Source organism: Acidocella facilis ATCC 35904, assembly GCF_000687875.1.
Lineage (GTDB): Bacteria > Pseudomonadota > Alphaproteobacteria > Acetobacterales > Acetobacteraceae > Acidocella > Acidocella facilis.
Genome location: NZ_JHYG01000021.1, coordinates 1 through 20,887, shown reverse-complemented (window position 1 = coordinate 20,887; position 20,887 = coordinate 1). Strand labels below are relative to the sequence as shown.

At 63.3% G+C, this 20,887-nt stretch carries 17 protein-coding genes; 6 read left to right on the top strand and 11 right to left on the bottom strand.

Going from position 1 to position 20,887, the window contains the following annotated elements:
* Positions 1 to 130 precede the first annotated feature (130 nt).
* Positions 131 to 826 carry a VIT1/CCC1 transporter family protein gene (locus T331_RS0115640; protein ID WP_026440708.1) on the bottom strand — a complete coding sequence of 232 codons (696 nt, stop codon included), beginning with the start codon at positions 824 to 826 and terminating at the stop codon, positions 131 to 133.
* A 129-nt stretch (positions 827 to 955) separates the two neighbouring features.
* Between T331_RS0115640 and T331_RS18670 the strand changes: the two genes are divergently transcribed.
* The 5 genes from T331_RS18670 (at position 956) to T331_RS0115615 (ending at position 10,354) form a co-directional block, all read left to right on the top strand.
* Positions 956 to 2,053 carry an AI-2E family transporter gene (locus tag T331_RS18670; RefSeq protein ID WP_155992752.1) on the top strand — a complete coding sequence of 366 codons (1,098 nt, stop codon included), beginning with the start codon at positions 956 to 958 and terminating at the stop codon, positions 2,051 to 2,053.
* A complete protein-coding gene (locus T331_RS0115630; protein ID WP_026440707.1) occupies positions 2,047 to 4,596 on the top strand; it encodes a cation-translocating P-type ATPase in 2,550 nt (849 codons plus the stop codon). The genes T331_RS18670 and T331_RS0115630 overlap by 7 nt, the downstream gene beginning before the upstream one ends.
* Before the next feature lie 823 nt (positions 4,597 to 5,419).
* On the top strand, positions 5,420 to 6,022 hold the full coding sequence (locus tag T331_RS20075; RefSeq protein ID WP_051622429.1) for a hypothetical protein: 603 nt from the start codon (positions 5,420 to 5,422) through the stop codon (positions 6,020 to 6,022).
* Complete coding sequence (locus tag T331_RS18660) at positions 5,976 to 7,250, top strand: Y-family DNA polymerase (RefSeq protein WP_051622428.1); 1,275 nt, start codon at positions 5,976 to 5,978, stop codon at positions 7,248 to 7,250. The genes T331_RS20075 and T331_RS18660 overlap by 47 nt, the downstream gene beginning before the upstream one ends.
* Positions 7,250 to 10,354, top strand: coding sequence for an error-prone DNA polymerase (locus T331_RS0115615; RefSeq protein WP_026440706.1), 3,105 nt, complete (start codon positions 7,250 to 7,252; stop codon positions 10,352 to 10,354). Before T331_RS18660 ends, T331_RS0115615 begins: the two co-directional genes overlap by 1 nt.
* A gap of 87 nt (positions 10,355 to 10,441) precedes the next feature.
* Here the strand turns inward: T331_RS0115615 and T331_RS0115610 are convergent, their stop codons facing one another.
* Positions 10,442 to 10,657, bottom strand: coding sequence for a helix-turn-helix domain-containing protein (locus T331_RS0115610; protein ID WP_026440705.1), 216 nt, complete (start codon positions 10,655 to 10,657; stop codon positions 10,442 to 10,444).
* Between the two features lie 222 nt (positions 10,658 to 10,879).
* Here T331_RS0115610 and T331_RS18655 point away from each other — a divergent pair, with 222 nt between their 5' ends.
* On the top strand, positions 10,880 to 11,929 hold the full coding sequence (locus T331_RS18655; RefSeq protein WP_244876983.1) for a sensor domain-containing diguanylate cyclase: 1,050 nt from the start codon (positions 10,880 to 10,882) through the stop codon (positions 11,927 to 11,929).
* Positions 11,930 to 12,182: 253 nt separating this feature from the next.
* Here T331_RS18655 and T331_RS0115600 read toward each other — a convergent pair whose 3' ends face one another.
* The 9 genes from T331_RS0115600 to T331_RS20070 form a co-directional block, all read right to left on the bottom strand.
* Positions 12,183 to 12,884: an IclR family transcriptional regulator gene (locus T331_RS0115600; protein ID WP_026440704.1), complete on the bottom strand. Its 702-nt coding sequence runs from the start codon at positions 12,882 to 12,884 to the stop codon at positions 12,183 to 12,185.
* A gap of 75 nt (positions 12,885 to 12,959) precedes the next feature.
* Positions 12,960 to 13,880 carry an SMP-30/gluconolactonase/LRE family protein gene (locus tag T331_RS0115595; RefSeq protein WP_026440703.1) on the bottom strand — a complete coding sequence of 307 codons (921 nt, stop codon included), beginning with the start codon at positions 13,878 to 13,880 and terminating at the stop codon, positions 12,960 to 12,962.
* Between the two features lie 15 nt (positions 13,881 to 13,895).
* The gene (locus T331_RS0115590) at positions 13,896 to 14,909 is read right to left on the bottom strand and encodes an amidohydrolase family protein (protein ID WP_026440702.1); all 1,014 of its coding nucleotides are present in this window, start codon (positions 14,907 to 14,909) and stop codon (positions 13,896 to 13,898) included.
* The gene (locus T331_RS0115585; RefSeq protein ID WP_026440701.1) at positions 14,906 to 15,577 is read right to left on the bottom strand and encodes an RraA family protein; all 672 of its coding nucleotides are present in this window, start codon (positions 15,575 to 15,577) and stop codon (positions 14,906 to 14,908) included. The genes T331_RS0115590 and T331_RS0115585 overlap by 4 nt, the downstream gene beginning before the upstream one ends.
* Before the next feature lie 42 nt (positions 15,578 to 15,619).
* Positions 15,620 to 16,951 (bottom strand): MFS transporter, encoded by a 1,332-nt coding sequence (locus T331_RS0115580; RefSeq protein WP_026440700.1) that lies wholly within the window; start codon positions 16,949 to 16,951, stop codon positions 15,620 to 15,622.
* A 27-nt stretch (positions 16,952 to 16,978) separates the two neighbouring features.
* Entirely contained in the window at positions 16,979 to 17,854 is an 876-nt protein-coding gene (locus tag T331_RS0115575; RefSeq protein ID WP_026440699.1) for an amidohydrolase family protein, read from the bottom strand.
* Positions 17,855 to 17,869: 15 nt separating this feature from the next.
* On the bottom strand, positions 17,870 to 19,339 hold the full coding sequence (locus tag T331_RS0115570; protein ID WP_244876982.1) for an MFS transporter: 1,470 nt from the start codon (positions 19,337 to 19,339) through the stop codon (positions 17,870 to 17,872).
* 57 nt (positions 19,340 to 19,396) lie between these two features.
* Entirely contained in the window at positions 19,397 to 20,392 is a 996-nt protein-coding gene (locus T331_RS0115565) for a hydroxyacid dehydrogenase (RefSeq protein ID WP_456049071.1), read from the bottom strand.
* Positions 20,393 to 20,763: 371 nt separating this feature from the next.
* A partial coding sequence (locus tag T331_RS20070) for an integrase core domain-containing protein (RefSeq protein ID WP_155992751.1) occupies positions 20,764 to 20,887 on the bottom strand: 124 nt, incomplete at its 5' end.

The window sequence follows — 20,887 nt, the reverse complement described above, 5'->3', positions numbered from 1 at the left end:
CGTCAGTGTCCGTCTGCTCAAGGCAAGAACCCTCCTCAAGCCTTGAATCAGAAATCACAAACAAAGGGAATCTATGAATGCAGACACGACCTAGAGCGTATTCCCTGCACCAACGTGAACGGAATACGCTCTAGGCCAGCGTGCCGAACAGCTTGCCGATCCCGACGGTCGCCGCCATCGCCAGAATGCCCCAGAAGGTGACGCGCAGCGCCGGTTTGAGCACCGGCGCGCCACCAGCCTTGGCGCCAATGGCACCGAGAACGGCAAGGCACAGCAGCGCGCCGAGGCCAATGCCCGGCATCAGCCTGGGTAGCGAGATGACGACCGCGAGAATGAGCGGGACGGCCGCGCCAGCCGAGAAGGTCAGCGCCGACGCCAAGGCCGCCTGGATGGGATTGGCGCTGGTATGTTCGGAGAGGCCCAGCTCGTCCCTGGCATGGGCGCCCAGGGCGTCATGCGCCATGAGCTGGCGGGCCACCTCTTGCGCCAGCGCCGCGTCCACGCCGCGCTGTTCATAGATATGCGCGAGCTCCGCCAGCTCGGATGCGTGGTCCGTGGCGAGCTCGTGACGTTCCTTGGCCAAGGCGGCATCTTCCGTATCGGCCTGGGAGCTGACGGAAACATACTCGCCCGCCGCCATCGCCATGGCGCCGGCCACCAGCCCCGCCACACCCGCCACCAGCGCCTCGTGACGCCCGCCGCCAGCGGAGACGACACCGAGTATCAGGCTCGCGGTCGAGATGATGCCATCATTGGCGCCCAGCACCGCGGCCCGCAGCCAGCCGGTCCGCTCGATCAGGTGGTTTTCCGTGTGAACCTTTTGCATGTTGAGACCCTACGCCATTTGCGACCACAGCATAAGCGCGACGCCGCGAACCCATGTTGCGCTAAATCAAGGCGATGGATAGCCCGCGCATGCCATTGCTGCCGCGGGTCATATCGTGAGGTGCGTCCATTGGACCAGGCACATGATAACAGCCGGATGGCAGGCGATGGCGGGCTTGCCAGTTTCGCCAAGCGGGTCCTCATCGTTGCCCTGTTTGCGGCGCTGGCGGTAGCGGCATGGCGGCTGGCCGATCTTGGGCTGTTGCTGTTTGGCGCGGTTCTCATCGCCATCGGTCTGCGCCGCGCCGCCTGCGGGATCGGCAAATGGACCAGGATCGGCCCGGCCGGCGGGCTGGCGGTGGCTGTGCTTGTTTTCCTCGTGGCGCTCGCGGCGGCGCTGAGCTTCTTTGGCACCGTCGCGGCCGGACAATTTGGCGAGCTGGCCCGCCAGATTCCCCTGGGCAGCAAGATCGCGCTCGACTGGCTGCGCGGGCAGCCTTACGGCCCGTACATCCTGACGCAGGCGCGCGGCATTGCCCCGGCCGACGTCACCGGAATGGCCGGCCGCGCTGCCGCGATCATCGTGCAATCCACGGTGACGACGGCCGGCTATGCCATTCTGGTCTTTCTGGTGGCCATCTATCTGGCGGCGCAGCCGGAACTCTATCGGCGCCTGCTCCTCCGCCTCGTGCCGCCGGGGCGGCGCGCGGTCGCGGCAAGGCTGTACGAGCAGACGGGGCAGCTCTTGCTGCGCTGGCTGCTGGGGCAATTCATCGTGATGTTGACGATCGGCATCTTGTCCGGCCTCGGCCTGTGGGCGCTGGGCATCGAGGCGCCGGTTGCCCTGGGGCTGGTCGGCGGGTTGCTCACCTTCATCCCCTATTTCGGCGCGGTGATGGCGGCGGTGCCGGCAACGCTTGTCGCCCTCACCCAATCGCCGCTCGATGCGGTCTGGGTCATTGCCATGTATGCCGGGGTGCATTTCATCGAAGGCAATTTCATCACGCCTCTGGTGCAGGCCGAGGCCACCGCGCTGCCGCCAGTGCTTTCGCTGCTCTCCACGGTCGGCTTCAGCATTCTCTTTGGCATCTCGGCGGTGCTGCTGGCCACGCCGCTCATGCTGCTGGTGCTGGTCATCGTCGAAATCCTCTATGTCGAAACCATCCTCGGCGCGCCGCCGCAGCACGCGGATATCCTCTCCGCGCCTGAAAGGTCTGGCTCATGCTAGGCGCCGCCGGCACCTCCATGCCCCCCGATGGCCTGACGACAGCACAAGCCGAGGCGCGCCTGCGCCAGGATGGGCCGAATGAGCTCCCGCAGGACCAGCGCCGCCATTTGCCGCGCATCGCGTGGGATGCGGTGCGCGAGCCGATGCTGCAATTGCTGCTCGCGGCGGGGCTCATCTATCTGCTCCTGGGCAGTCTCGCCGAAGCGCTGATCCTGCTCGGCTTCGCCGTGCTCAATGTCGTCATGGTCGTTGTCCAGGAAGCCCGCACGGAATCAGCGCTGGCGGCCCTGCGCGAACTCGCCAGCCCGCACGCGCAGGTATGGCGCGATGGAGAAAAAATCCGCATCCCGGCCCGTCAGCTCGTCGTGGATGATCTCATCGGGTTGGCGGAAGGCGAGCGCGTGCCGGCGGACGCCGTGTTGCTGGACGCTGCCGCCCTCCAGGCGGATGAGGCCTTGCTCACCGGCGAATCTGTTCCCGTCCGCAAGCTCGTTGGCACGCCACCCTTAGCAGACGCCACGCCGGGGGGCGAAGATTCGCCTTTCGTCTGGGCAGGCAGCCTGATCACCGGCGGCAGTGGCATTGCGCGCGTCACCGCCACCGGACCACGCACCGCCATTGGCCGCATCGGCCATTCGCTGAGCAGCGTGGACTCTGCCCCGCCGCCCTTGCAGGTGCAGATGCGCCGGTTGGTCTGGTTGTTCGCGGCGGTCGGCATCGGCGCCTCGGCACTGCTGGCTCTGGCCTACGGGCTGCTGCACGGGCAATGGCTGCAGGCGGTGCTGGCCGGCATCACCCTGGCCATGGCCACGCTGCCGGAGGAATTCCCGCTCGTTCTCACCATCTTTCTGGTGCTGGGGGCCTGGCGCATGGCGCGCCAGCACGTGCTGGCGCGCCGCGCCGCCGCCATTGAGGCGTTGGGCACGGCGACGCTGCTCTGCACGGACAAGACCGGCACGCTGACGCAAAACCGCATGTCGGTGGCGTGTCTGGCCGTGGGAGGGGAAATTTTGCAGGTGAACGAGGCCACGGCGACAATGCCGGAAGCCTTCCATGAGGTAGTGGAATTTTCTATCCTGGCCAGCCGGCCGGACCCGTTCGACCCGATGGAGCGGGCGTTCTACCGGCTCGGGCAGCAGGGGCTCGCCAACACGGAACATCTGCACACTGATTGGAGTCTTGCGCATAGCTACCCGTTGCAGCCGGACATGCTGGCGATGTCGCAAGGCTGGCGCGGCGGCGCCAAGGGCGCCCATGTCATCGCCGCCAAGGGGGCGCCGGAGGCCATCGCGGATCTTTGTCATATGAACGAAGCCGGGCTGGAAGCGCTGCGCCGCGATGTCGCGCAGATGGCGGCGGCCGGTCTGCGCGTGTTGGCCGTGGCCAAGGGGTTTCACGCCAAACCAGGCTGGCCGGAGACCCAGCATGATTTTGAGTTCACCTTCCTTGGCCTGGCCGGCCTTGCCGACCCGCTGCGTCCCGGCGTGGCGCAAGCCGTTGCGGCCTGCCGGACGGCTGGCATCAGCGTGGCGATGATTACCGGCGACCATCCGGCGACAGCCCTGGCCATCGCCGCTCAGGCCGGCATTGAGACCGGCCGCGTGCTCACCGGCAAGGACATAGCGGGGCTGGACGATGCCGCCTTGCGCAAAGCGGTGGCGCAGACCCGGGTTTTCGCGCGCGTGATGCCGGAGCAGAAATTGCGCCTGGTGCAGGCTTTCGCGGCCAATGGTGAGATCGTCGCCATGACCGGCGACGGCGTGAACGACGCCCCCTCGCTGAAGGCCGCTCATATCGGTGTCGCCATGGGCGGGCGCGGTACGGATGTGGCGCGCGAGGCCGCCTCGCTGGTGTTGCTGGATGATGATTTCACCTCGCTGGTGGCCGCCATCCGCCTTGGCCGGCGGATCGACGCCAATCTGCGCCGCGCCTTTTCCTATATCCTCGCCGTGCATGTGCCGATTGCCGGCATGTCCCTCATTCCCGTGCTGCTGGGCTGGCCGCTGATGCTTGGGCCCGTGCATGTTGTCTTCCTGGAAATGATCATCGATCCGGCTTCATCGATTGTCTTTGAAGCGGAACAGGACGACACCGACAGCATGTCCCGCCCGCCGCGCCGGCCGGGCGCGCCCTTGTTCAACCTGGCCTTGCTCATCGGGGGGCTGCTGCAAGGCGTCGTGGTTTTGGCGGCGTCATTGCTCGTCTTCCTGCTCGGCGCACAAGGCGCGGCCGGAGAGAGCGCCGGCCGCGCCATGGCGTTCATCACCTTGGTGGCGGGAAATCTTGGCCTTGTGGTGAGCAACAGGATGCTCGGCGCCAGGAGGCTTGCGGCACTGCGCCGGCCGAACCCCGCGCTGGGGATTGTCACGGCGGTTGCCGTCGCTGCCTTGGGCGCTGTTATCACGGTACCGCAACTGCGCCATTTATTTGGCTTTTCACCGCTCAGCGCGCGCGATCTAGGCGTCGCGATTTTCGCTGCTGGTGCCTGCCTCGCCGTGAACATGGCGGCCCTCGGTTCGTGGCAGAGATGGCGCCGAGGCTGATGCGCGCCATTGCAGGCGGCTGGAGCGATATGTGTTTATGTTGATGCGAGCGTGTTAAGATAAACACGCGAAATTGCTTGATAAAACATAAAAGATGCCTGGGTGGAAACCCCTCTCGCTCTGGAGCTTCAGCAATCACACTGGGCTATACGCAATCCTTGATATTATGTGGATGCACGAGCGCTACAGTGACATGTTGTCGCGGCGCGCAACAGATAGAACCGCAAGGCAACCTCTGTGAGGCATGTCAGAGCGAGGAGCTAAGATGAAGCAAATAGTTTCAGATATTTATCTCGCCGAGCGATTCGGTATGAGTGAGGCACCTCTGCTTCAGGGGCCGGTACTCCCATTTCTCCCGCCTATCACATTCGCGAGAATAACCCATCGCCATACATCTCATGGTCGTTCAATTAGTCCGCCCCGGGAAAATGCGTTCAGCTTGTAGATCCCGCGTGCAGCCGCAGGTCTTTCTGATCTGCAGTATACAAACGGAGCTTTCATCACGCCGGAAGTAAAGGAGCCGGGGCGCGCCTTCCTGTTCGATCTGGGCGCCGGGCAAACTGTCGGCCTCTTTGACTGAAATCGCGATCAATTGTGAATTCTATGACTAAGCGCACCTTACACGCATTTTTCGCCGCCTGAAGGGGGGGCCAAACTCCCATTGCATGGCCGAAGCCCCTACTTGCCCGCCCGCGAGATCTGCGCTCCTGGAGTCCGCCGGGCGATTCACTTTTCATCAGGCAGAGGCCGGCTTCTGTCATGGTACAGACGCACAAATCCTGACTCGACTCTTCGGCTGAGTTGTGGATTCAGTGTTCTTGTTATGTTCTCTACCCCTCACTCCGCTATTGCCCCCGCCTTTCCGGCATTTCTGCACGCCTGCCCGGCGGTGCATGAGCTGCGCGCGCCGGCGGGAACGGCGGCACATGCGGGGCTGGCGGCGTTGCTGCTGGGACTGGTCTGGGGGCCACGGCCTGTTCTGTGGGTAAGCACCGTGCCCGACTGGTACCCGCCAGGGCTGGCCTGGGCGGGGGTTGATCCGGCCTGTTGCCTGTTTGCCCAGGCGAGGGACGATGCCGAAGCCCTGGGGGCGGCGGAAGTGGCTTTGCGCGGCGGCATGGCGGGGGTGGTGGCATGCGAAGCCCTTTCGCGCCTGGCAGCCAAACGTTTGGCTTTGGCGGCAAAACAAGGCGGCGGGTTGGGGCTGGTGCTGCGCCACGCCGCCGCCCAAACGCGGGAGGATTCCACCGCCTTTGCCTCGCGCTGGATGGTGCATCCGGCCCCGGGCAGCCCCCACGCCCCGGCGTTACGGGCGGAGCTGCTCTACGCCAAGGGCGCTATGCCGGGGACGTATCTGTTTACGCTGAAGGAGGGATGGGATGCAGAAGCGCCGCTTTCTCTCCCTGGCCTGCGCCGGGCGGGATGATCTGGCGAACCTGGCGCTGTGGTGCCAGGCTTTTACACCGCTCACCGCGCTTGATCCGCCAGACGGGGTGATGCTGGACATTACCGGCTGCGCGCATCTGTTTGGCGGGGAGGCCGGGCTAATGGCACGGCTGGCGGCACGGCTCCCCAATGCCCGCATGGCGGTCGCGGATACCGCCGCCGCCGCTTGGGGACTGGCGCGCTATGGCAAGCCGGGCAGCCCTGATATTTTGCTCCTGCCACTGGCAGCCCTGCGGCTTGCACCGGAACCCATCGCCCGGCTGCGCCGCATCGGCATTCGCACCATCGGGCAGCTCGCGCGGCTGCCACGGGCCGGGCTGGTGGCGGGCTATGGGCAAGCGCCCGCCTTGCGCCTGGCCCAGGCTCTGGGTGAGGCGCCGGAGGTCATCCGCTTCATCACCGCGCCGCCGGAATGGCGCGAAGCGGAGCCGTTTATGGAACCGTTATGGCTGCCCGCACAGTTACAGGCGGCGCTGACCAAGCTGGCGGCCCGGCTCTGCGCGCGCCTGACCGCGGCGACGCTGGGCGCAACCGCGCTCACCGCCCGGTTTTACCGGGTGGATCGCGCCTGCCCGGCGATCCATCTTGCCTTTGCCGCCCCCTGCCGGGATGAGGCGCAAATCGCCAAATTGCTGATCGAAAAACTGGCGCAGGAGATCGATCCAGGCTTTGGCATCGAGGCGGTTGCCCTCGAGGCCCCACTCACCGAACCGCTGGCCCTGGTGCAGCAGGATATGAGCGCCAAACCCCCGGATTATGCCCGCCCGCTGAACACGCTGCTCAACCGTCTGGGTTCCACCCGCATCTGGCGCGTGGCGCCGCATGCCTCGCATATCCCGGAATTCGCCACGGAACGGGTGACCGTGAAGGCCCGGCCCGTGGCGTGGCCCAAGCCGCATCACCCCCGCCCGCTGCGTTTACTGAACCCGCCTGTGCTTATCACCGCCATCGCCCCGGTGCCGGATGACCCGCCGGTGCAATTCACCTGGGACGGTAAAACCCACCGGCTGCGCTGGGCGACAGGGCCGGAGCGCATCGCGCGGGATTGGTGGGCGCACCCGCATGACCCCACCCGGCCGGAGGCGGAGAAGATTCGGGATTATTATCAGGTGGAAGATATGGAAGCGGCCCGCTTCTGGCTGTTCCGCGCCGGGCTGCATGAGGGGGTAGCCGTACCGCGCTGGTATCTGCACGGGCTGTTCGCCTGATGTATGCGGAGCTGCTCTGCCAGAGCGCCTTCTCCTTCTTGGAAGGGGCCTCGCATCCGCAAAGCCTGGTGGAGCAGGCGCAAGCGCTGGGGCATGGCGCCATCGGCATTGCCGATCGCAACACAGTGGCCGGGGTGGTGCGCGCTTATGTGGCGGCGAAGGCGGCGGGGCTGCGCCTGCTGGCGGGCAGCCGGCTGGTGCTGGAGGATGCGCCGGATCTGGTCTGCTACCCGTCCGACCGTGCCGCCTGGGCCCGGCTCTGCCGGCTGCTAACCCTGGGCAAAGCTCGCGCGCCCAAGGGCGAATGCCGGCTCCGGTTTGAAGATGTTGTGGCCCATGCCGAGGGGCAGATTTTCATCGCGGTGCCGCCGCCAATACTGGATGATGCGTTCACCGCCTGGCTGCGCCTGGCCGCCGCCAAATTGCGCGGGCAGCTTTATGTCGCGGCATTGCGCCGTTACGCGCCGGATGATCTGGCGCGGCTCACCGCCCTGCAAAATCTCGCGCAAGCCAACGGCCTACATCTCGTCGCGGCGAATGACGTGCTCTATCACAGCCCCGCCATCCGGGAATTGCAGGATGTGCTGCGCTGCATCCGCCATGGCTGCACCATCGAACAGGCCGGGCTTTTGCTGGAGCCGCATGGCGAGCGGCATCTCAAATCCCCGGCGGAGATGGCCCGGCTGTTCCGCAAATTCCCGGAAGCACTCAGCCAGCAACAGGAGATTTTGAACCGGCTGCATTTCTCGCTGGACCAGATTTCCTATGAATACCCGGATGAGCCGGTGCCGCCGGGGCTGACACCGGATGAGCATCTGGCGAATCTGGTGCGGGAAGGCGCTGCTTGGCGTTACCCTTCCGGCGTGCCGCGGAAAGTACAAAGCTTGCTGGACAAGGAACTCTCCGTCATCGCCCAGCTGGCCTATGCGCGCTATTTCCTCACCGTGCATGACATCGTGCGCCATGCGCGCGTGCATAAAATTCTTTGCCAGGGGCGCGGCTCGGCGGCCAATTCGGCGGTGTGCTACGCGCTGGGCATCACCGCCGTGGACCCGGCCGAGAGCGACCTGCTGTTTGAGCGTTTCGTCTCCGCCGAGCGGGGTGATCCACCAGATATCGATGTGGATTTCGAGCATGAGCGGCGCGAGGAGGTCATCCAGTACCTCTACACCCGTTATGGCCGTCACCGCGCCGCCATCGCCGCCACGGTGATTCATTACCGCCCGCGCTCGGCCATCCGCGAGGTGGCGAAGGTGCTGGGCCTTCCCGACGCCACCGCCGCGATATTGGCGGCCCAGACCTGGAACCCTGGCGACGAGTTATGGGGGGCGGATACGCTGCGCGAGGCCGGGCTGGATCCGGAGGAACCGCGCCTCAAACGCGCGCTGATCATCGCGCGCGATCTGGTGGGGCTGCCGCGTCATCTCTCCCAGCATGTTGGCGGTTTCGTGCTCACCAAAGGGCGGCTGGATGAGAGCGTGCCCATCGGCCCCGCCGCCATGGCGGACCGCAGCTTCATCGAATGGGACAAGGATGACATCGATGCGCTGAGGATGATGAAGGTGGATGTGCTGGCGCTGGGGATGCTCACCTGCATCCGCAAATGCTTTGCCATGCTCGGCATCCATGATCTGGCGGATATCCCGCCCGAGGACAAAGCTACCTACGAGATGTTGGCCCAAGGTGATTCGATCGGCGTGTTCCAGGTGGAAAGCCGGGCACAAATGAACATGCTGCCGCGCCTGCGCCCGCAAACATTCTACGACCTCGTCATCGAGGTCGCCATCGTCCGACCCGGCCCGATCCAAGGGGATATGGTGCACCCTTACTTACGCCGCCGCCAGGGCAAGGAGGCCGTGAGCTACCCGGCCCGCGCCGGCGGCCAGCCGAATGAACTGGAAGAGATTCTCGGCAAAACCATGGGCGTGCCCTTGTTCCAAGAGCAGGCCATGAAGATCGCCATGGTGGCGGCAAAATTCACGCCCGAGGAAGCCAACGGCTTGCGCCGGGCCATGGCAACCTTCCGCAATCTCGGCACCATCGACAAATTCAAAACCATGATGGTCGGGCGCATGGTCGAGCGTGGTTATGAACGAAACTTTGCCGAGGCCTGTTTCCGGCAGATCGAGGGGTTTGGCTCTTACGGGTTTCCCGAGAGCCATGCGGCAAGTTTCGCCAAGCTGGTTTATGTCTCGGCCTGGCTCAAATGCCATCATCCGGCGGCTTTTGCAGCGGCACTGATCAATGCCCAGCCAATGGGATTCTACGCCCCGGCGCAGATCATCCGCGATGCGCGCGAGCATGGGGTGGATGTGTTGCCGGTGGATGTGAATTTTTCACGATGGGACTGCACGCTGGAGGGCGGCGCGCTGCGGCTGGGCTTGCGGCTCGTGGACGGGTTCCAGCAAGGCTGGGCCACGCAACTGGCCGGGCGGCGGTTCACCAGCATCGAAGACCTGAACCTGTCCAAAGCAGCTCTGGAAGCCCTGGCTGCTTCCGGCGCGCTGGCCAGCCTGATTTCTGGCCGCCGCGAGGCGTTATGGCAAGTGGCTGTGCGCCAGACAGGATCGGCGCTGATCGCCCCATGCGCCGCGCCGCAAGCCGAACTGCCCTTGATGAGTGCAGGCGAGGAAGTGGTGGCGGATTATCGCAGCCTTGGCCTCAGCTTGCGCGCTCACCCCTGCGCGCTGCTGCGCGACAGACTGGCGGCAGCCGGTGCCGTGACCTGCGTGCAGGCCACCCAGGCCCGGAACGGGACAAAGCTGCGCGTGGGCGGGGTGGTGATCGTCCGCCAGCGCCCCGGCACGGCCAAGGGCACGGTGTTCATCACCATTGAGGACGAGACCGGAATCGCCAACCTCATCGTCTGGCCATCCCTCGTGCAAAGCCTGCGGCAAAAAATCCTCGGCGCCACGCTGCTCATCGCAGAAGGGCGGCTGCAACGTTCAGAAGAAGATGTCACCCACATCACCGTCGAACGCCTGGCCGACCGCTCCGGCTGGATCACCGGGCTGGATGGCCCTGATGCCGCCCCGCCCGCGAACCGGCGCCCCGGCCATCCGCGCCAGGAACGGGTTGTCGGCAAAAGCCGCGATTTTCATTGAAACGGCAAAGATAAGGTAACCAAGCGGGGCCAAGCCCCTGGTTGCGCACCCGCAAGGGGTGCGCTTCTGGGCGATCCGCCGAGCGGCTCATTCCTCATCCACCTGCACCAGATCGCCCACGGTAACGTCGAGCACCCGCGCCAATTCATATAGCGTGATCACGGTCGGATTCCGCTGCCCCCGCTCCAGACTGCTCAAATATTGCTGGCTGACTCCCGAACGCGCTTCAACCTCTTCCTGCGTCAGGCCCCTGGCCTTGCGCAGCCGGGCAAAATTCCGTCCCACCAATTGCCGCATATCCATGCGGCATGCATTGCCCGCTTACACACTTTAAGTTTATAAACTATAATATGTATTTCACGCGGAGTGTGGTAAGAATATGTGCGAGGACGGATTCTCCGAACAATGATCATCACCCTATCCTACTTGAATGCATCGATTTCCGCGCGGCCCCGGCTCCACACGACGCCACCGGAACGGTACAGATGATCGGTAGAACGAAACGGGCATAAGCCAATGCATGATATGGAGCAGTCGGCCTGGGATGATATACAACGCTGGGAGATGGCCATGCGGGCCACGACCGGCCTGCTCAAGATTTTCTCTTTCCCCGAATTCTTCGCCGCGGCCGCGGAGCGCCTGGCCCAGCTCCTCGGCGCCGATGGCGTGGCGCTGATCGTATACGACGAACCAGAGCAGTTACGCTACAAACTGTTCCACGGACTGGAACAGCTCAACCAAACCCCTATCGTCAAATTCAGCTTCTCCGCCAGCCAGGGCACGGTTGGGCGCGCGCTCGCCTCGGGCCGCGCGCTGTTTACGCCTGATTATCCCAACAGCGCGGATGCCATGCCGGATTTCGTGGGGGCGGGGCTGCGCGCCAATCTGGTTGTGCCACTGCCTGGCCCGGCCGGCTTCAGCGGCGCCATCGCAATTGCGTGGCTGCACCGGCAGCCCGCGCCACCCAACGCCACAAGCCTTGCCATTGCCGAGATGTTCGCCGCCCTTACCGGCTCAGCCGTCTATCGTGAGGCTTTAGAGGCGCAGCTTGAGACGCTCTCCCTCACGGATCCGCTGACAGGTTTGCCAAACCGGCGCACATTCATGCTGCGCCTCGTCAACGCGCAAAAGCGCGCCTGCCGCAGCCAGTCCCTCATGGCGCTCGCCGTGATCGATCTGGATGGCTTCAAAATCATCAATGACGAACTCGGCCATGCCGCAGGAGATCAACGGCTGCTCCTGGCGGCCAGCGCGATCCAAAGCATCGTCCGTGACATCGACATGGTCGCGCGATTTGGCGGGGACGAGTTTGTCGTCATCCTGGAGGATCTACGTTCCTCCCAGGAAATTTTTTCGATCCTGAACCGTATCGTCGGCGCCGTTCTCGAAGGCTGCAATAGCAACGATGAACGATACAAAATAACCGCCAGCCTCGGCGCCACCATCTATCCGCTGGATTTTTCGGAACCGGAGATTTTGCTCAAGCATGCGGATGAGGCGATGTATCTCTCCAAGCGCAAGGGCGGCAATCAGGTTACTTTGCTCCCCCGCGATCTGGTTTCTCCTTCGCGATAAACTGCCGCCAGAGGCCAGCACCACCCGCCGACGCCGTAATACGAGACTGCGTGAATAAGGGCCGTATGCGCCCTTCACATCTCGGAGCGATGACGCCCAAAGCTCCAATGTCTCTTCAGCAGATGCATCGCCACTTATCAGAGCCTGTAGCACGGTTGCCCATTGATTGAGAACTCGCAATAAAATGCAACTGTCGTGCTAGAGCGCCGCCAGGGAAGTAAAACTACCGAGAGGGAGCAGGCGCTGTCCGCGCTTATCTGCGGTCGCCGCCCAAACTCATGGTCAGCTCCAGCCCGCCATTGCGCAACTGATCGCGGACTTGGGTAGCGCGCGCCGCGGTCAGCCGCGTGATCGGCCCTGATACCGCGAGCGCGCCGACAAGACGCTGCCCCGCCCCGAAGACCGGCATGGCGAGCGCGGCGGTATGGGGGTCGGTAATGCCGCCGCTGTAAACCGGCGGATCCAGTTCGGCCGCGCTGCCGGGCCCCGCCGCATATTCGCGCAAAACCTGGGAGATCGCGGATTGATCCATCGGCCGGATATCGCCGGGCTGCACATGCATGCGCAGGCTGTGCATCGAGTCGACCCGGTAGAGACAGAGTCTGCTCTTGCCGTGTGGCACATAGAAAGAGGCCGTCTCACCTATCCCGGCAACCAGCCGTTCCAGGATCGGCATCACGAATTGTTCGATGTCCAGGGAGTGCTGGTAGACGGCGCCCAGACGCAGCGCTTCCGCGCCCAAACGATAACGGCCGCCCGGCAGCCGCACAACCAGGCCGAACCGTTCGAGCGACACCGCCAAACGCATGATCGTGCTTTTGACGAGCCCGGTACGCGCGGCCAGCTCCGCCAGCTCCACCGCACCGTCGCCCTTCTGGAACGCCGTCAGTATTGTCAGCACCCTGTCTGCCGCGGCAACGCCCGATACCGCCGCGGTCTCCTGATCCTTATCCATCGCCTTCAATCGCGCCCTTGACGCTCAGCCGTTCCGGCGCCCGCTTGGGCTCGTCACGTCGCCCGAAAATTACCATCAGCTATGGCTGTATAAGCGCTGGCCCGGCACCGCAAGCCCCGCCTTCAAGATCGTCCCGGTCTGCGATTCCGTGATGAACAGCTCGCGCCGCGCCGAGCCGCCGAAGGCAAGATTGGTGGTGGAATAGCCGGCGCTGGAGACGATCCGTTCCAGCGGCTCAGCCCGTGGCGAGAGGCGCCAGACCGTGCCGAACCCGGTGTGGGCGACCAGCAAATTGCCCTCCTCGTCGAGCGCCAGACCATCCGGGCCGCCAGGGCCGCCATGGAGATGCGAGAATATGCCAACCTTCGCGACCAGGCCGCTGGCCAGCAGAGGGATACGCCAAATCTGGTTGGCGCGGGTCACGGCGACGAGCAGATAATCCATATTCGGCCCGATAACGATACCGTTGGGGCTTGGTATCGTGCCGATCAGGCATGTCAGCGCCCCGGTAGCAGAGAGTCGATAGACCCTGCCGGTGGGATCCTGCAAACCGGTCTGGCCCTGATCCGTGAAATAGAGATCGCCATTCGCCGCAAATATGAGATCATTGACCCCTTTGAACCCCTCCGAGCCCACCGTCTCCAGAAGCGGTGTGACCGCGCCGCTCGCCGGATCGACGACGACCAACCCCCGCTTGTAGTCGGTTACAAACAACCTTCCATCCTGGTGGATTTTGAGGCCGTTGGGCCAGCCGTCATATTCGGTGACAAGCTCCCACTCGCCGTCAGGCGAGATACGAAAAATGCGACCGAACGGGATGTCGGTCACGTACAGCCAGCCGGCGCGATCGAAGGACGGGCCTTCTAGAAAGGAATCCACCTCTTGTCCCATCCGGTTCGCATCGCTCCAGGCGGTGCGCCTGGAGGCGCGAAAGCGGTCGGGCAGACGAGTGAAAACCGTGGTCTCGATCCGGTAAGGCGGCGGGAAGAAGCTCATAATCCGCTCTCCTGGTTAAAGCGCAAGATCGTAAACGCGGGAGGCGGTGCCGCCAAACAAGGCGCTCCGCTCGGATCGGGTAAAGCGCTCGGTAAGATGCTTGAACGCGTTCCAGAGCGTGGCATAGCCGAACATTCCCTTATCCACTGGAAAATTACTCTCAAACATGCAGCGATCGGGCCCAAACATCTCGATGCAGGCCATGATCGGCGCGCGCCACGCCTCAGCCAGCACCAACGAGGAGGGCGGCACCGGCGCCTCATGAAACCGGTACCCCGCCACGGGCATGCCCAGGCCGCCAAGTTTGAGATAGGTATTTGGCAAGCGCGAAAGCGCCAGCAGCTCCGCCCGCCAGCTTTGGTCCTGCGCCTCGCCCAACCTGCCGCCGAGATGATCGAGCACGATCGAAACATTCGAAAAGGCGGCGGCCAGTGAAAAAACCTCGGCCAGCTGCGTCTGATAGGCCCAGATATCGAGGGTGAGACCAAGGCGTCCAAGCCATGCCACCCCCTCACGAAACCGCCGGTCCGCCATTCGCCCGGGCGGGGGCAGAATGGCGCTGGAGCGGATCGCAGGGTCGGGATGCCAAGCGAGCGGGTTGCGGATGCCGCGAAACCGGCCCGCTCCGGCCTGCTGCATGGCCTCCAGAACCGGCGCCACCTGGTCCCCCAGGCATAGATCTGCCCCACCGACGATAGCGGCACAGAGGCGCGGGCCGCCCGCCGCTTGCGCCTGCGCCGCCAATTGCGCGGCAAACGCGACCTCGGCGACGGGCCGGAACGCCTCTGGCCCGTCGGCAGCGTAAAATGACCGGCATTGGACGTAGATTGTCGCCGCGACGCCGCCAGCCTGCGTGATATCTTCCCGCAATTCCGCTTCGAGGTAGCGAGACCCCGGGCGGTCCCACAAATGATGATGCGCATCGATGATCGGCGCCTCAAAAGGCAGCGGGGACTCGTCGCGTAAGTCCAGCCATTCCGGCCGGACCGGAATATGCGGGGAGGATGCGGCCGGCGGCCGGTCCGTCATACGGCACAACCCAAACGCTTGAGCGTTGCATCGACCCAGCTTCGGTCCTGCCCGCCGCCGCGGATCTGCGCCATTTGCGCGGTCTCCGCCTTATGCTTCGCGCTGGCGGCGGCGAAAACCGTTTCCGTCTCCGCGAACGGGACGACGACGAGCCCGTCATCATCGCCCAGAATCAGATCGCCCGGCGCGATCACCATGCCGTCGATCGCGATGTTTACATTGATTTCGCCTGGGCCATCCTTGTACGGCCCGCGATGGGTGACACCTGCGGCAAAAATCGGGAAGGTACCGGCCCGGATCGCCGCGAGATCCCGGACCGCGCCATTGATCACGATGCCCGCAAGGCCGCGCGTTTGCGCATGCGCGATCATCAACTCGCCAATCAACGCGTTGGTCAGATCGCCGCCGGCATCCACCACCACGACATCGCCTGGATCCGCCATGTCGAGCGCCTTGTGCAGCATCAGATTATCCCCGGGCCGGGCCTTCACCGTGATCGCCGGCCCGGCCAGCACGCCGCCGGCGTGAAGCGGGCGAAGCCGCGATCCGCCAGCCGCCATACGGCTCATCGCGTCGCTCACATTGGCGACGGGAAGCGCGCGAAACCCCTCGACCGTCTGCGCATCAACCTTGCGGGTCCGCTCACAAATCCGAAAACCTATCGGCATGGCATATCTCCTTTGCTAACTGTTATTGAAATTTCCGACGCCTCAGTCCGCAAGCGGCGAACGGCGAACATCGCGGATCGTGGCCAGGGTGATGAGCGCAACCACTGAACCGAACATGACGTAGAGGCTGGGCGCCCAGGAGGCCCCGGTGAGGCCGGCGAGCAGCGTGGAGATGTAGGGCGCCAGGCCGCCGCCCAGGACGATGGCGACATTGAAGCCGGTGGCCATGCCGGTATAGCGCACGCGGGTGGGAAACAGCTCCGGATAAATCGGGTAGGCCGCCCCCTGCACCGCGGCATGCGGAACCGCCAGCAACAACAGCATGAATGCATCCAGGGCAAGATTTTGGTCGTGCATCACGATCATGCTCAGAGGTGTGATGACGAGATAACCCAGAAAACCCAGCACCACGGGCGGCTTGCGGCCGATGCGATCCGAGAGCCATCCCACCAGCGGAATCAGGCCTACCGCGACGAGCTCGACAATCGCGAAGACCCAGGACGCCCAGGCCAGGGGCAATTTCACGACATGCACAAGATAAATGAACAAATACACGCTGGAGAAAAGACCCGTCAGGGTCATGCCAAATGCCAGCCCCATCGTCTGCAGGAGGCCGCCAAGATGTTGCGTCAGCACCGTATGCAAGGGGGCTTTCGCGGTCTCGTGCCGTTCAGCCACCTCAAGGAAATGCGGTGAGTCCGCCAGGCGAAGCCGCGCGTAAAGGCCAACAAACAGCAATGGCAGTGACAGAAAAAACGGAATCCGCCAGCCCCAGCTGAGCAACGCGGTGTGCGAGACCATCGTGCGCACAATCGCAGCGGTAATCGCCGCGCCGGCGCCGCCGGCGACAACACCCGCCACATTGATGGAGCCGAAAAAGCCGCGCCGGCCTTCAGGGGCGCATTCCGCAACATAAGTGGCGGCACCGCTCACCTCGCCGCCGGCAAAGAACCCCTGGGCGATTCTGAGCAGCACCAAAAGAATCGGCGCCAACGAGCCGATACGCGCATAAGTCGGAAGAACGCCGACGAGCGCGCTGGCCAGGCCCATGCCAATAATCGTGGCAATCAGCGCATTCTTGCGGCCGTGGCGGTCGCCCAGCCAACCGAAGAAAACGGCGCCGATAGGCCTGACCACGAAAGCGAACGCATAAACCAGCAACGCCGAAAGCAGAGACGCCGTGGCGTCCCCGGCCGGAAAAAACAAAGGCGCCAGGGAAATCGCCAGGACCCCGTACACACCAAAATCGTAATACTCCAGGAAGGATCCTATAGCGGCCGCCAGGGATACTCGCCATGGATCGAGACGCACGGCGGCTAGGGCGTTTATGGTCGACGCCTCGGCATGAAATTTATTAGTTTGGGACGAGTCCATGGGGCCTACCTCGATATATTTTAGTTTTTAAAGTTTCTGAAAATCGTAAATTTTGGCTGGATTTTCGACGATAACACGGAGTCGATCCGTATCGTTCGGCACGATCTCAGCCAGCCGGTCCAGCCATGCCGCATCATCCGGCTTGGGAGACTGAACCGTGGGATGGGGCCAGTCCGTTCCCCAGAGCAGCCGATCTGGCGCCGCGCGCGCGAGCATCGCCCCGAGTGTGACCGCATCCTCGTAGGCCGGCCCGGCAAAGGGCCGCCCGATATACGGGCCGGATAATTTCACCCAGGCTTTCTCTGTTTGCATGAGGTCAATGAGCACCCCAAATCCACTATGTCCGGCGCCGCCATGCGCATGCAGATAGGCCATGTGATCGAACACGAGCTGGCAAGGAAGGCGCCTGCAAAGCGGCGCGATCTCGACCAGCTGGTCGGGCGACAGGGCGAGTTGAACATGCCAGCCAAATTCAGCGACTATCCCGGCAAGCTCTTGCAAGTTTGCCAGCCCGACACGTCCCGGCAGGCGCGCATTGATCCGGATGCCGCGTACCCCGCGTGCGTGCATCTCTATAAGCGCGCGCCGCGGGACAGATCCGTCGATCACGGCGACCCCTCTGGCGCAGGTCCCGGCAAGGCCGAGCGCCTCCATCATACAACGATTATCTATGCCATAGAGAGACGGCTGAACAATGATATGCCGCGTGAGTCCAAGGCAATTTGCCAACCGCCTATAATCTTCCAGGCTCGCATCCGCATGCGGCAGGCTTGCCATCGGATCCGCGGGATAGCGAGACTGGTAGATATGATGATGACAATCGGTCGCCCCGGCCGGTACGGATATCGCCGGTCCGCGCACCGTACCCGACCAGAGCAACATTGTCTGACCCTGCGCATTCATGCTTCGGTTCAACGGTCAGTGACTGATCTCTTCAAGCGCCAGCCCCGTCGAACGCGGCCCCAAAATGGCGATCAGCAGGATTTGCAGCAAGGTCGTGCCGCCGATCAGCACGGCGACGGACAGAACGCCACCGGAGTTGAGAAGATACCCAACGATCAAGCCGGAGAAGGCCGAGGACAGGCGGAGCCAGGACCAGACGAACCCCACGGCACGCATTCTGAACCGGGTCGGGAATATCTCCGACTGATAGCTGTGGCTGGCAAAAGCCTGGATATTCGCGGCAAGCGTGAACAGCACCCCGCAAGCGATCAACGCGGGGCCAGAGGAAAGTTGCGCGAACAGCAACATGAACGTCATCATCGCCGCCAGGCCGGCGCACATGATCCATTTGCGCTCGAAGCGTTCGGCGAATAAGAGGCCGAATAGCGGACCGAAGGGATTGACGATGGCGATGATGAAGGCATATTCCAGGCTGTGCGTGACGCTGATCCCACGATGCGCAAGCAGCGTCGGCACCCAGGCCGCGAAGCCGTAATAGCTGAATGCGCCAGCGAAATTAAACAGCGACAGCATAACGATCCGGCGTAAATAAGGCGCGCGAAACATCTCGGCATACTCGCCCCTACCGCTATCGTCCTGCAATTCGGCGGAAGGCGGTGGCAGGGCGCGGCCGGTTTCGGCCATGACCCGGCGCTCAAGGCCGCTCACGATCTGATCCGCTTCGGTGAGACGTCCATGTTTTGCCAGCCAGCGGGGGCTCTCAGGCAAACCCAGGCGCATGAACCAGACGACAACCGCGCCAGCGGTTCCGATCAAAACAACCCAGCGCCAGCCGTCAAACCCAAAGGGGGAAAGCGGCACCAGGCGCCACGATAACAGCGCGACAAAGGGAACCGCGCAAAACGACACCATCTGTTGAACGGCGAAAGCGCGGCCACGGATATGGCGGGGCATCAATTCCGCGAGGTACGTATCGATCGTGGTAAATTCGATGCCGATGCCGATGCCGCCGAGAAAACGCCAGACATCGAGCGCGAAGCCGGTCTGCTGGAACGCCATCACGGCATTGCAGCCGAGATACCAGAGGAGCGCCCAGGTGAAGACGGCGCGGCGGCCGAAGCGGTCGAGCAACTGGCTGACCATCAGCGTGCCGACCCACAACCCGGCGAAGGTCGCGAACACAAACGTGCCGAAACCAGAGAAGGAAAGCACGCTCAGATGTGATAAGATGCCCAGCGATTCCGGCTTGAACAAGCCCGACTTGATCATCCCCGGCGCGACATATCCGATGAAAAATACGTCATAGAATTCAAACCAGCCGCCCAGGGCGATGAGACACACCATGATCCAGATTGTTCGCGACGCTGGCAAACGATCAAGCCGCGCCGCGATGCTCGCCGATGCGTCATCTCGCCCGCCGCGGCCAGTCTGGTTATTAACGCCAACCCCAGCCATCGCTGCGGCGGTGGTTATTTTTGTTTTCATATGAACGTCTCCCAATCAGGGTTTTTTGGATGGCATCTTGGTGATGCCTCGCTCTTTTTAGGCGGTAGTAACGGCTTTAAGGTTGAGTACGGAGGGATTCACCGCGAAGCGGGGATCGATGGCTTTTCCATCCAGCGCATCCAGAACGTGCTGCATCGCCATCAAGCCCACCCGGGCGGCGGCGGCATGCGTATTGGCTCCCACATGCGGCGTGACCACGAGGTTGTGCAACGGCCATAGATCACTATCGGCCGGCGGCGGCTCGATCGAAAACGTATCGAGGCCGGCGCCGGCAATTTTTCCTTCGGCGAGCGCGCTGGCCAGCGCCGCCATATCAACCAATTCCCCTCGCGCGGTATTGATCAAAAATGCGTCCCGCTTCATCAGCGCCAGCTGCGAGGGGCCGATCATGCCTCGGGTCGAGGGCGTCAGCGGGCAATGCAGGCTCACATAATCGCTCTGTTGCAAGAGCGCGTCCAGATCGTCCACGAGCGTCAAGCCCGTTATATCCAGCCTCTCCCTCATATCCGCGGAGATTTTAGGATCGAACGCCAGCAGTTTCATGCGCAAAGGCTGCACCAGCGACAGAAGGATGCGGCCAATCATTCCCAGCCCGACAATACCGAGCGTTTTCCCAAACAACTCGGTTCCGATACTTGTCGCCTTATCCCAATGCCCCTGGCGGATCCGGCCATCCAAATACGGAATCGATCGCGAGACGCCGAACATCAGCGCCAGCGCATGCTCGGCAACCGATTGTGCGTTCGCGCCAAGGGCCGTCAGCACGGGAATTTGACGTTTTGTGGCGGCGTCGACATCAATTGTATCGACACCGACGCCGTGCTTCACGATGATCTTCAACCGCGACGATGCGGCGATCGCCGCATCGGTGAGGCGGCCCATACGCACGATCACGGCATCAGCCTGCTCCGCCGCCAGGAGGGCAGCGGCTTCATCAGGGGCGGCATACGGTGTCATGGTTATTACCCGCACATTGTGGCGGGCAGCCAGCGCCATCGCGGCTTCGTTCAGCGCCGGACCGGTCACAAGCACGGATCTCATCGGCGTGCAGCCGCCGCGAACGGAATTCTAATGCCGAATGTACAAACAAGCTTCACCGCCGAGACCTCCACTATTTTTTTGAGGGCCGTCGCACGCCATTCACCGCTCGCCCGCCGGCCTCGGCGCCAGTTAAGCAAAAACAGAACGACGTTGCAAATTAAAATAGAACGTCATTCTGAAATATAACAGTGCCTAGTGGATCCGCCTGGTGGTGCCAAGCGAAGCGCTGGCGGCGCGGGAGCGCAGCAGCACGCAAGGCTGCAAGCGGGGCGCTTGAGGAAGAGGTGGGGCGTGGCGCTCCAGCGCCTTCGGCTGGCTGGCTGGGTAATCCCCCCGTTTTTAACGGGGCCTGTTCGTAGAATTCACGCGGCGAGTTTCAGTTTCTGAGCGGGCGTGATCCCACCGATGCCCATGTTGGGGCGCTCGTTGTTATAAGTCCAGAGCCATTTTGTGGCGTGGTGTTGCGCCTCCTCGATACTTTCAATG

Excerpts from the sequence above, each read along its gene's own strand:
- T331_RS0115640 (WP_026440708.1), bottom strand. The coding sequence starts at position 826 with ATGCAAAAGGTTCACACGGAAAACCACCTGATCGAGCGGACCGGCTGG.
- T331_RS0115630 (WP_026440707.1), top strand. The coding sequence starts at position 2,047 with ATGCTAGGCGCCGCCGGCACCTCCATGCCCCCCGATGGCCTGACGACA.
- T331_RS20075 (WP_051622429.1), top strand. The coding sequence starts at position 5,420 with ATGTTCTCTACCCCTCACTCCGCTATTGCCCCCGCCTTTCCGGCATTT.
- T331_RS18660 (WP_051622428.1), top strand. The coding sequence starts at position 5,976 with ATGCAGAAGCGCCGCTTTCTCTCCCTGGCCTGCGCCGGGCGGGATGAT.
- T331_RS0115615 (WP_026440706.1), top strand. The coding sequence starts at position 7,250 with ATGTATGCGGAGCTGCTCTGCCAGAGCGCCTTCTCCTTCTTGGAAGGG.
- T331_RS0115610 (WP_026440705.1), bottom strand. The coding sequence starts at position 10,657 with ATGGATATGCGGCAATTGGTGGGACGGAATTTTGCCCGGCTGCGCAAG.
- T331_RS18655 (WP_244876983.1), top strand. The coding sequence starts at position 10,880 with ATGGAGCAGTCGGCCTGGGATGATATACAACGCTGGGAGATGGCCATG.
- T331_RS0115600 (WP_026440704.1), bottom strand. The coding sequence starts at position 12,884 with ATGGATAAGGATCAGGAGACCGCGGCGGTATCGGGCGTTGCCGCGGCA.
- T331_RS0115595 (WP_026440703.1), bottom strand. The coding sequence starts at position 13,880 with ATGAGCTTCTTCCCGCCGCCTTACCGGATCGAGACCACGGTTTTCACT.
- T331_RS0115590 (WP_026440702.1), bottom strand. The coding sequence starts at position 14,909 with ATGACGGACCGGCCGCCGGCCGCATCCTCCCCGCATATTCCGGTCCGG.
- T331_RS0115585 (WP_026440701.1), bottom strand. The coding sequence starts at position 15,577 with ATGCCGATAGGTTTTCGGATTTGTGAGCGGACCCGCAAGGTTGATGCG.
- T331_RS0115580 (WP_026440700.1), bottom strand. The coding sequence starts at position 16,951 with ATGGACTCGTCCCAAACTAATAAATTTCATGCCGAGGCGTCGACCATA.
- T331_RS0115575 (WP_026440699.1), bottom strand. The coding sequence starts at position 17,854 with ATGAATGCGCAGGGTCAGACAATGTTGCTCTGGTCGGGTACGGTGCGC.
- T331_RS0115570 (WP_244876982.1), bottom strand. The coding sequence starts at position 19,339 with ATGAAAACAAAAATAACCACCGCCGCAGCGATGGCTGGGGTTGGCGTT.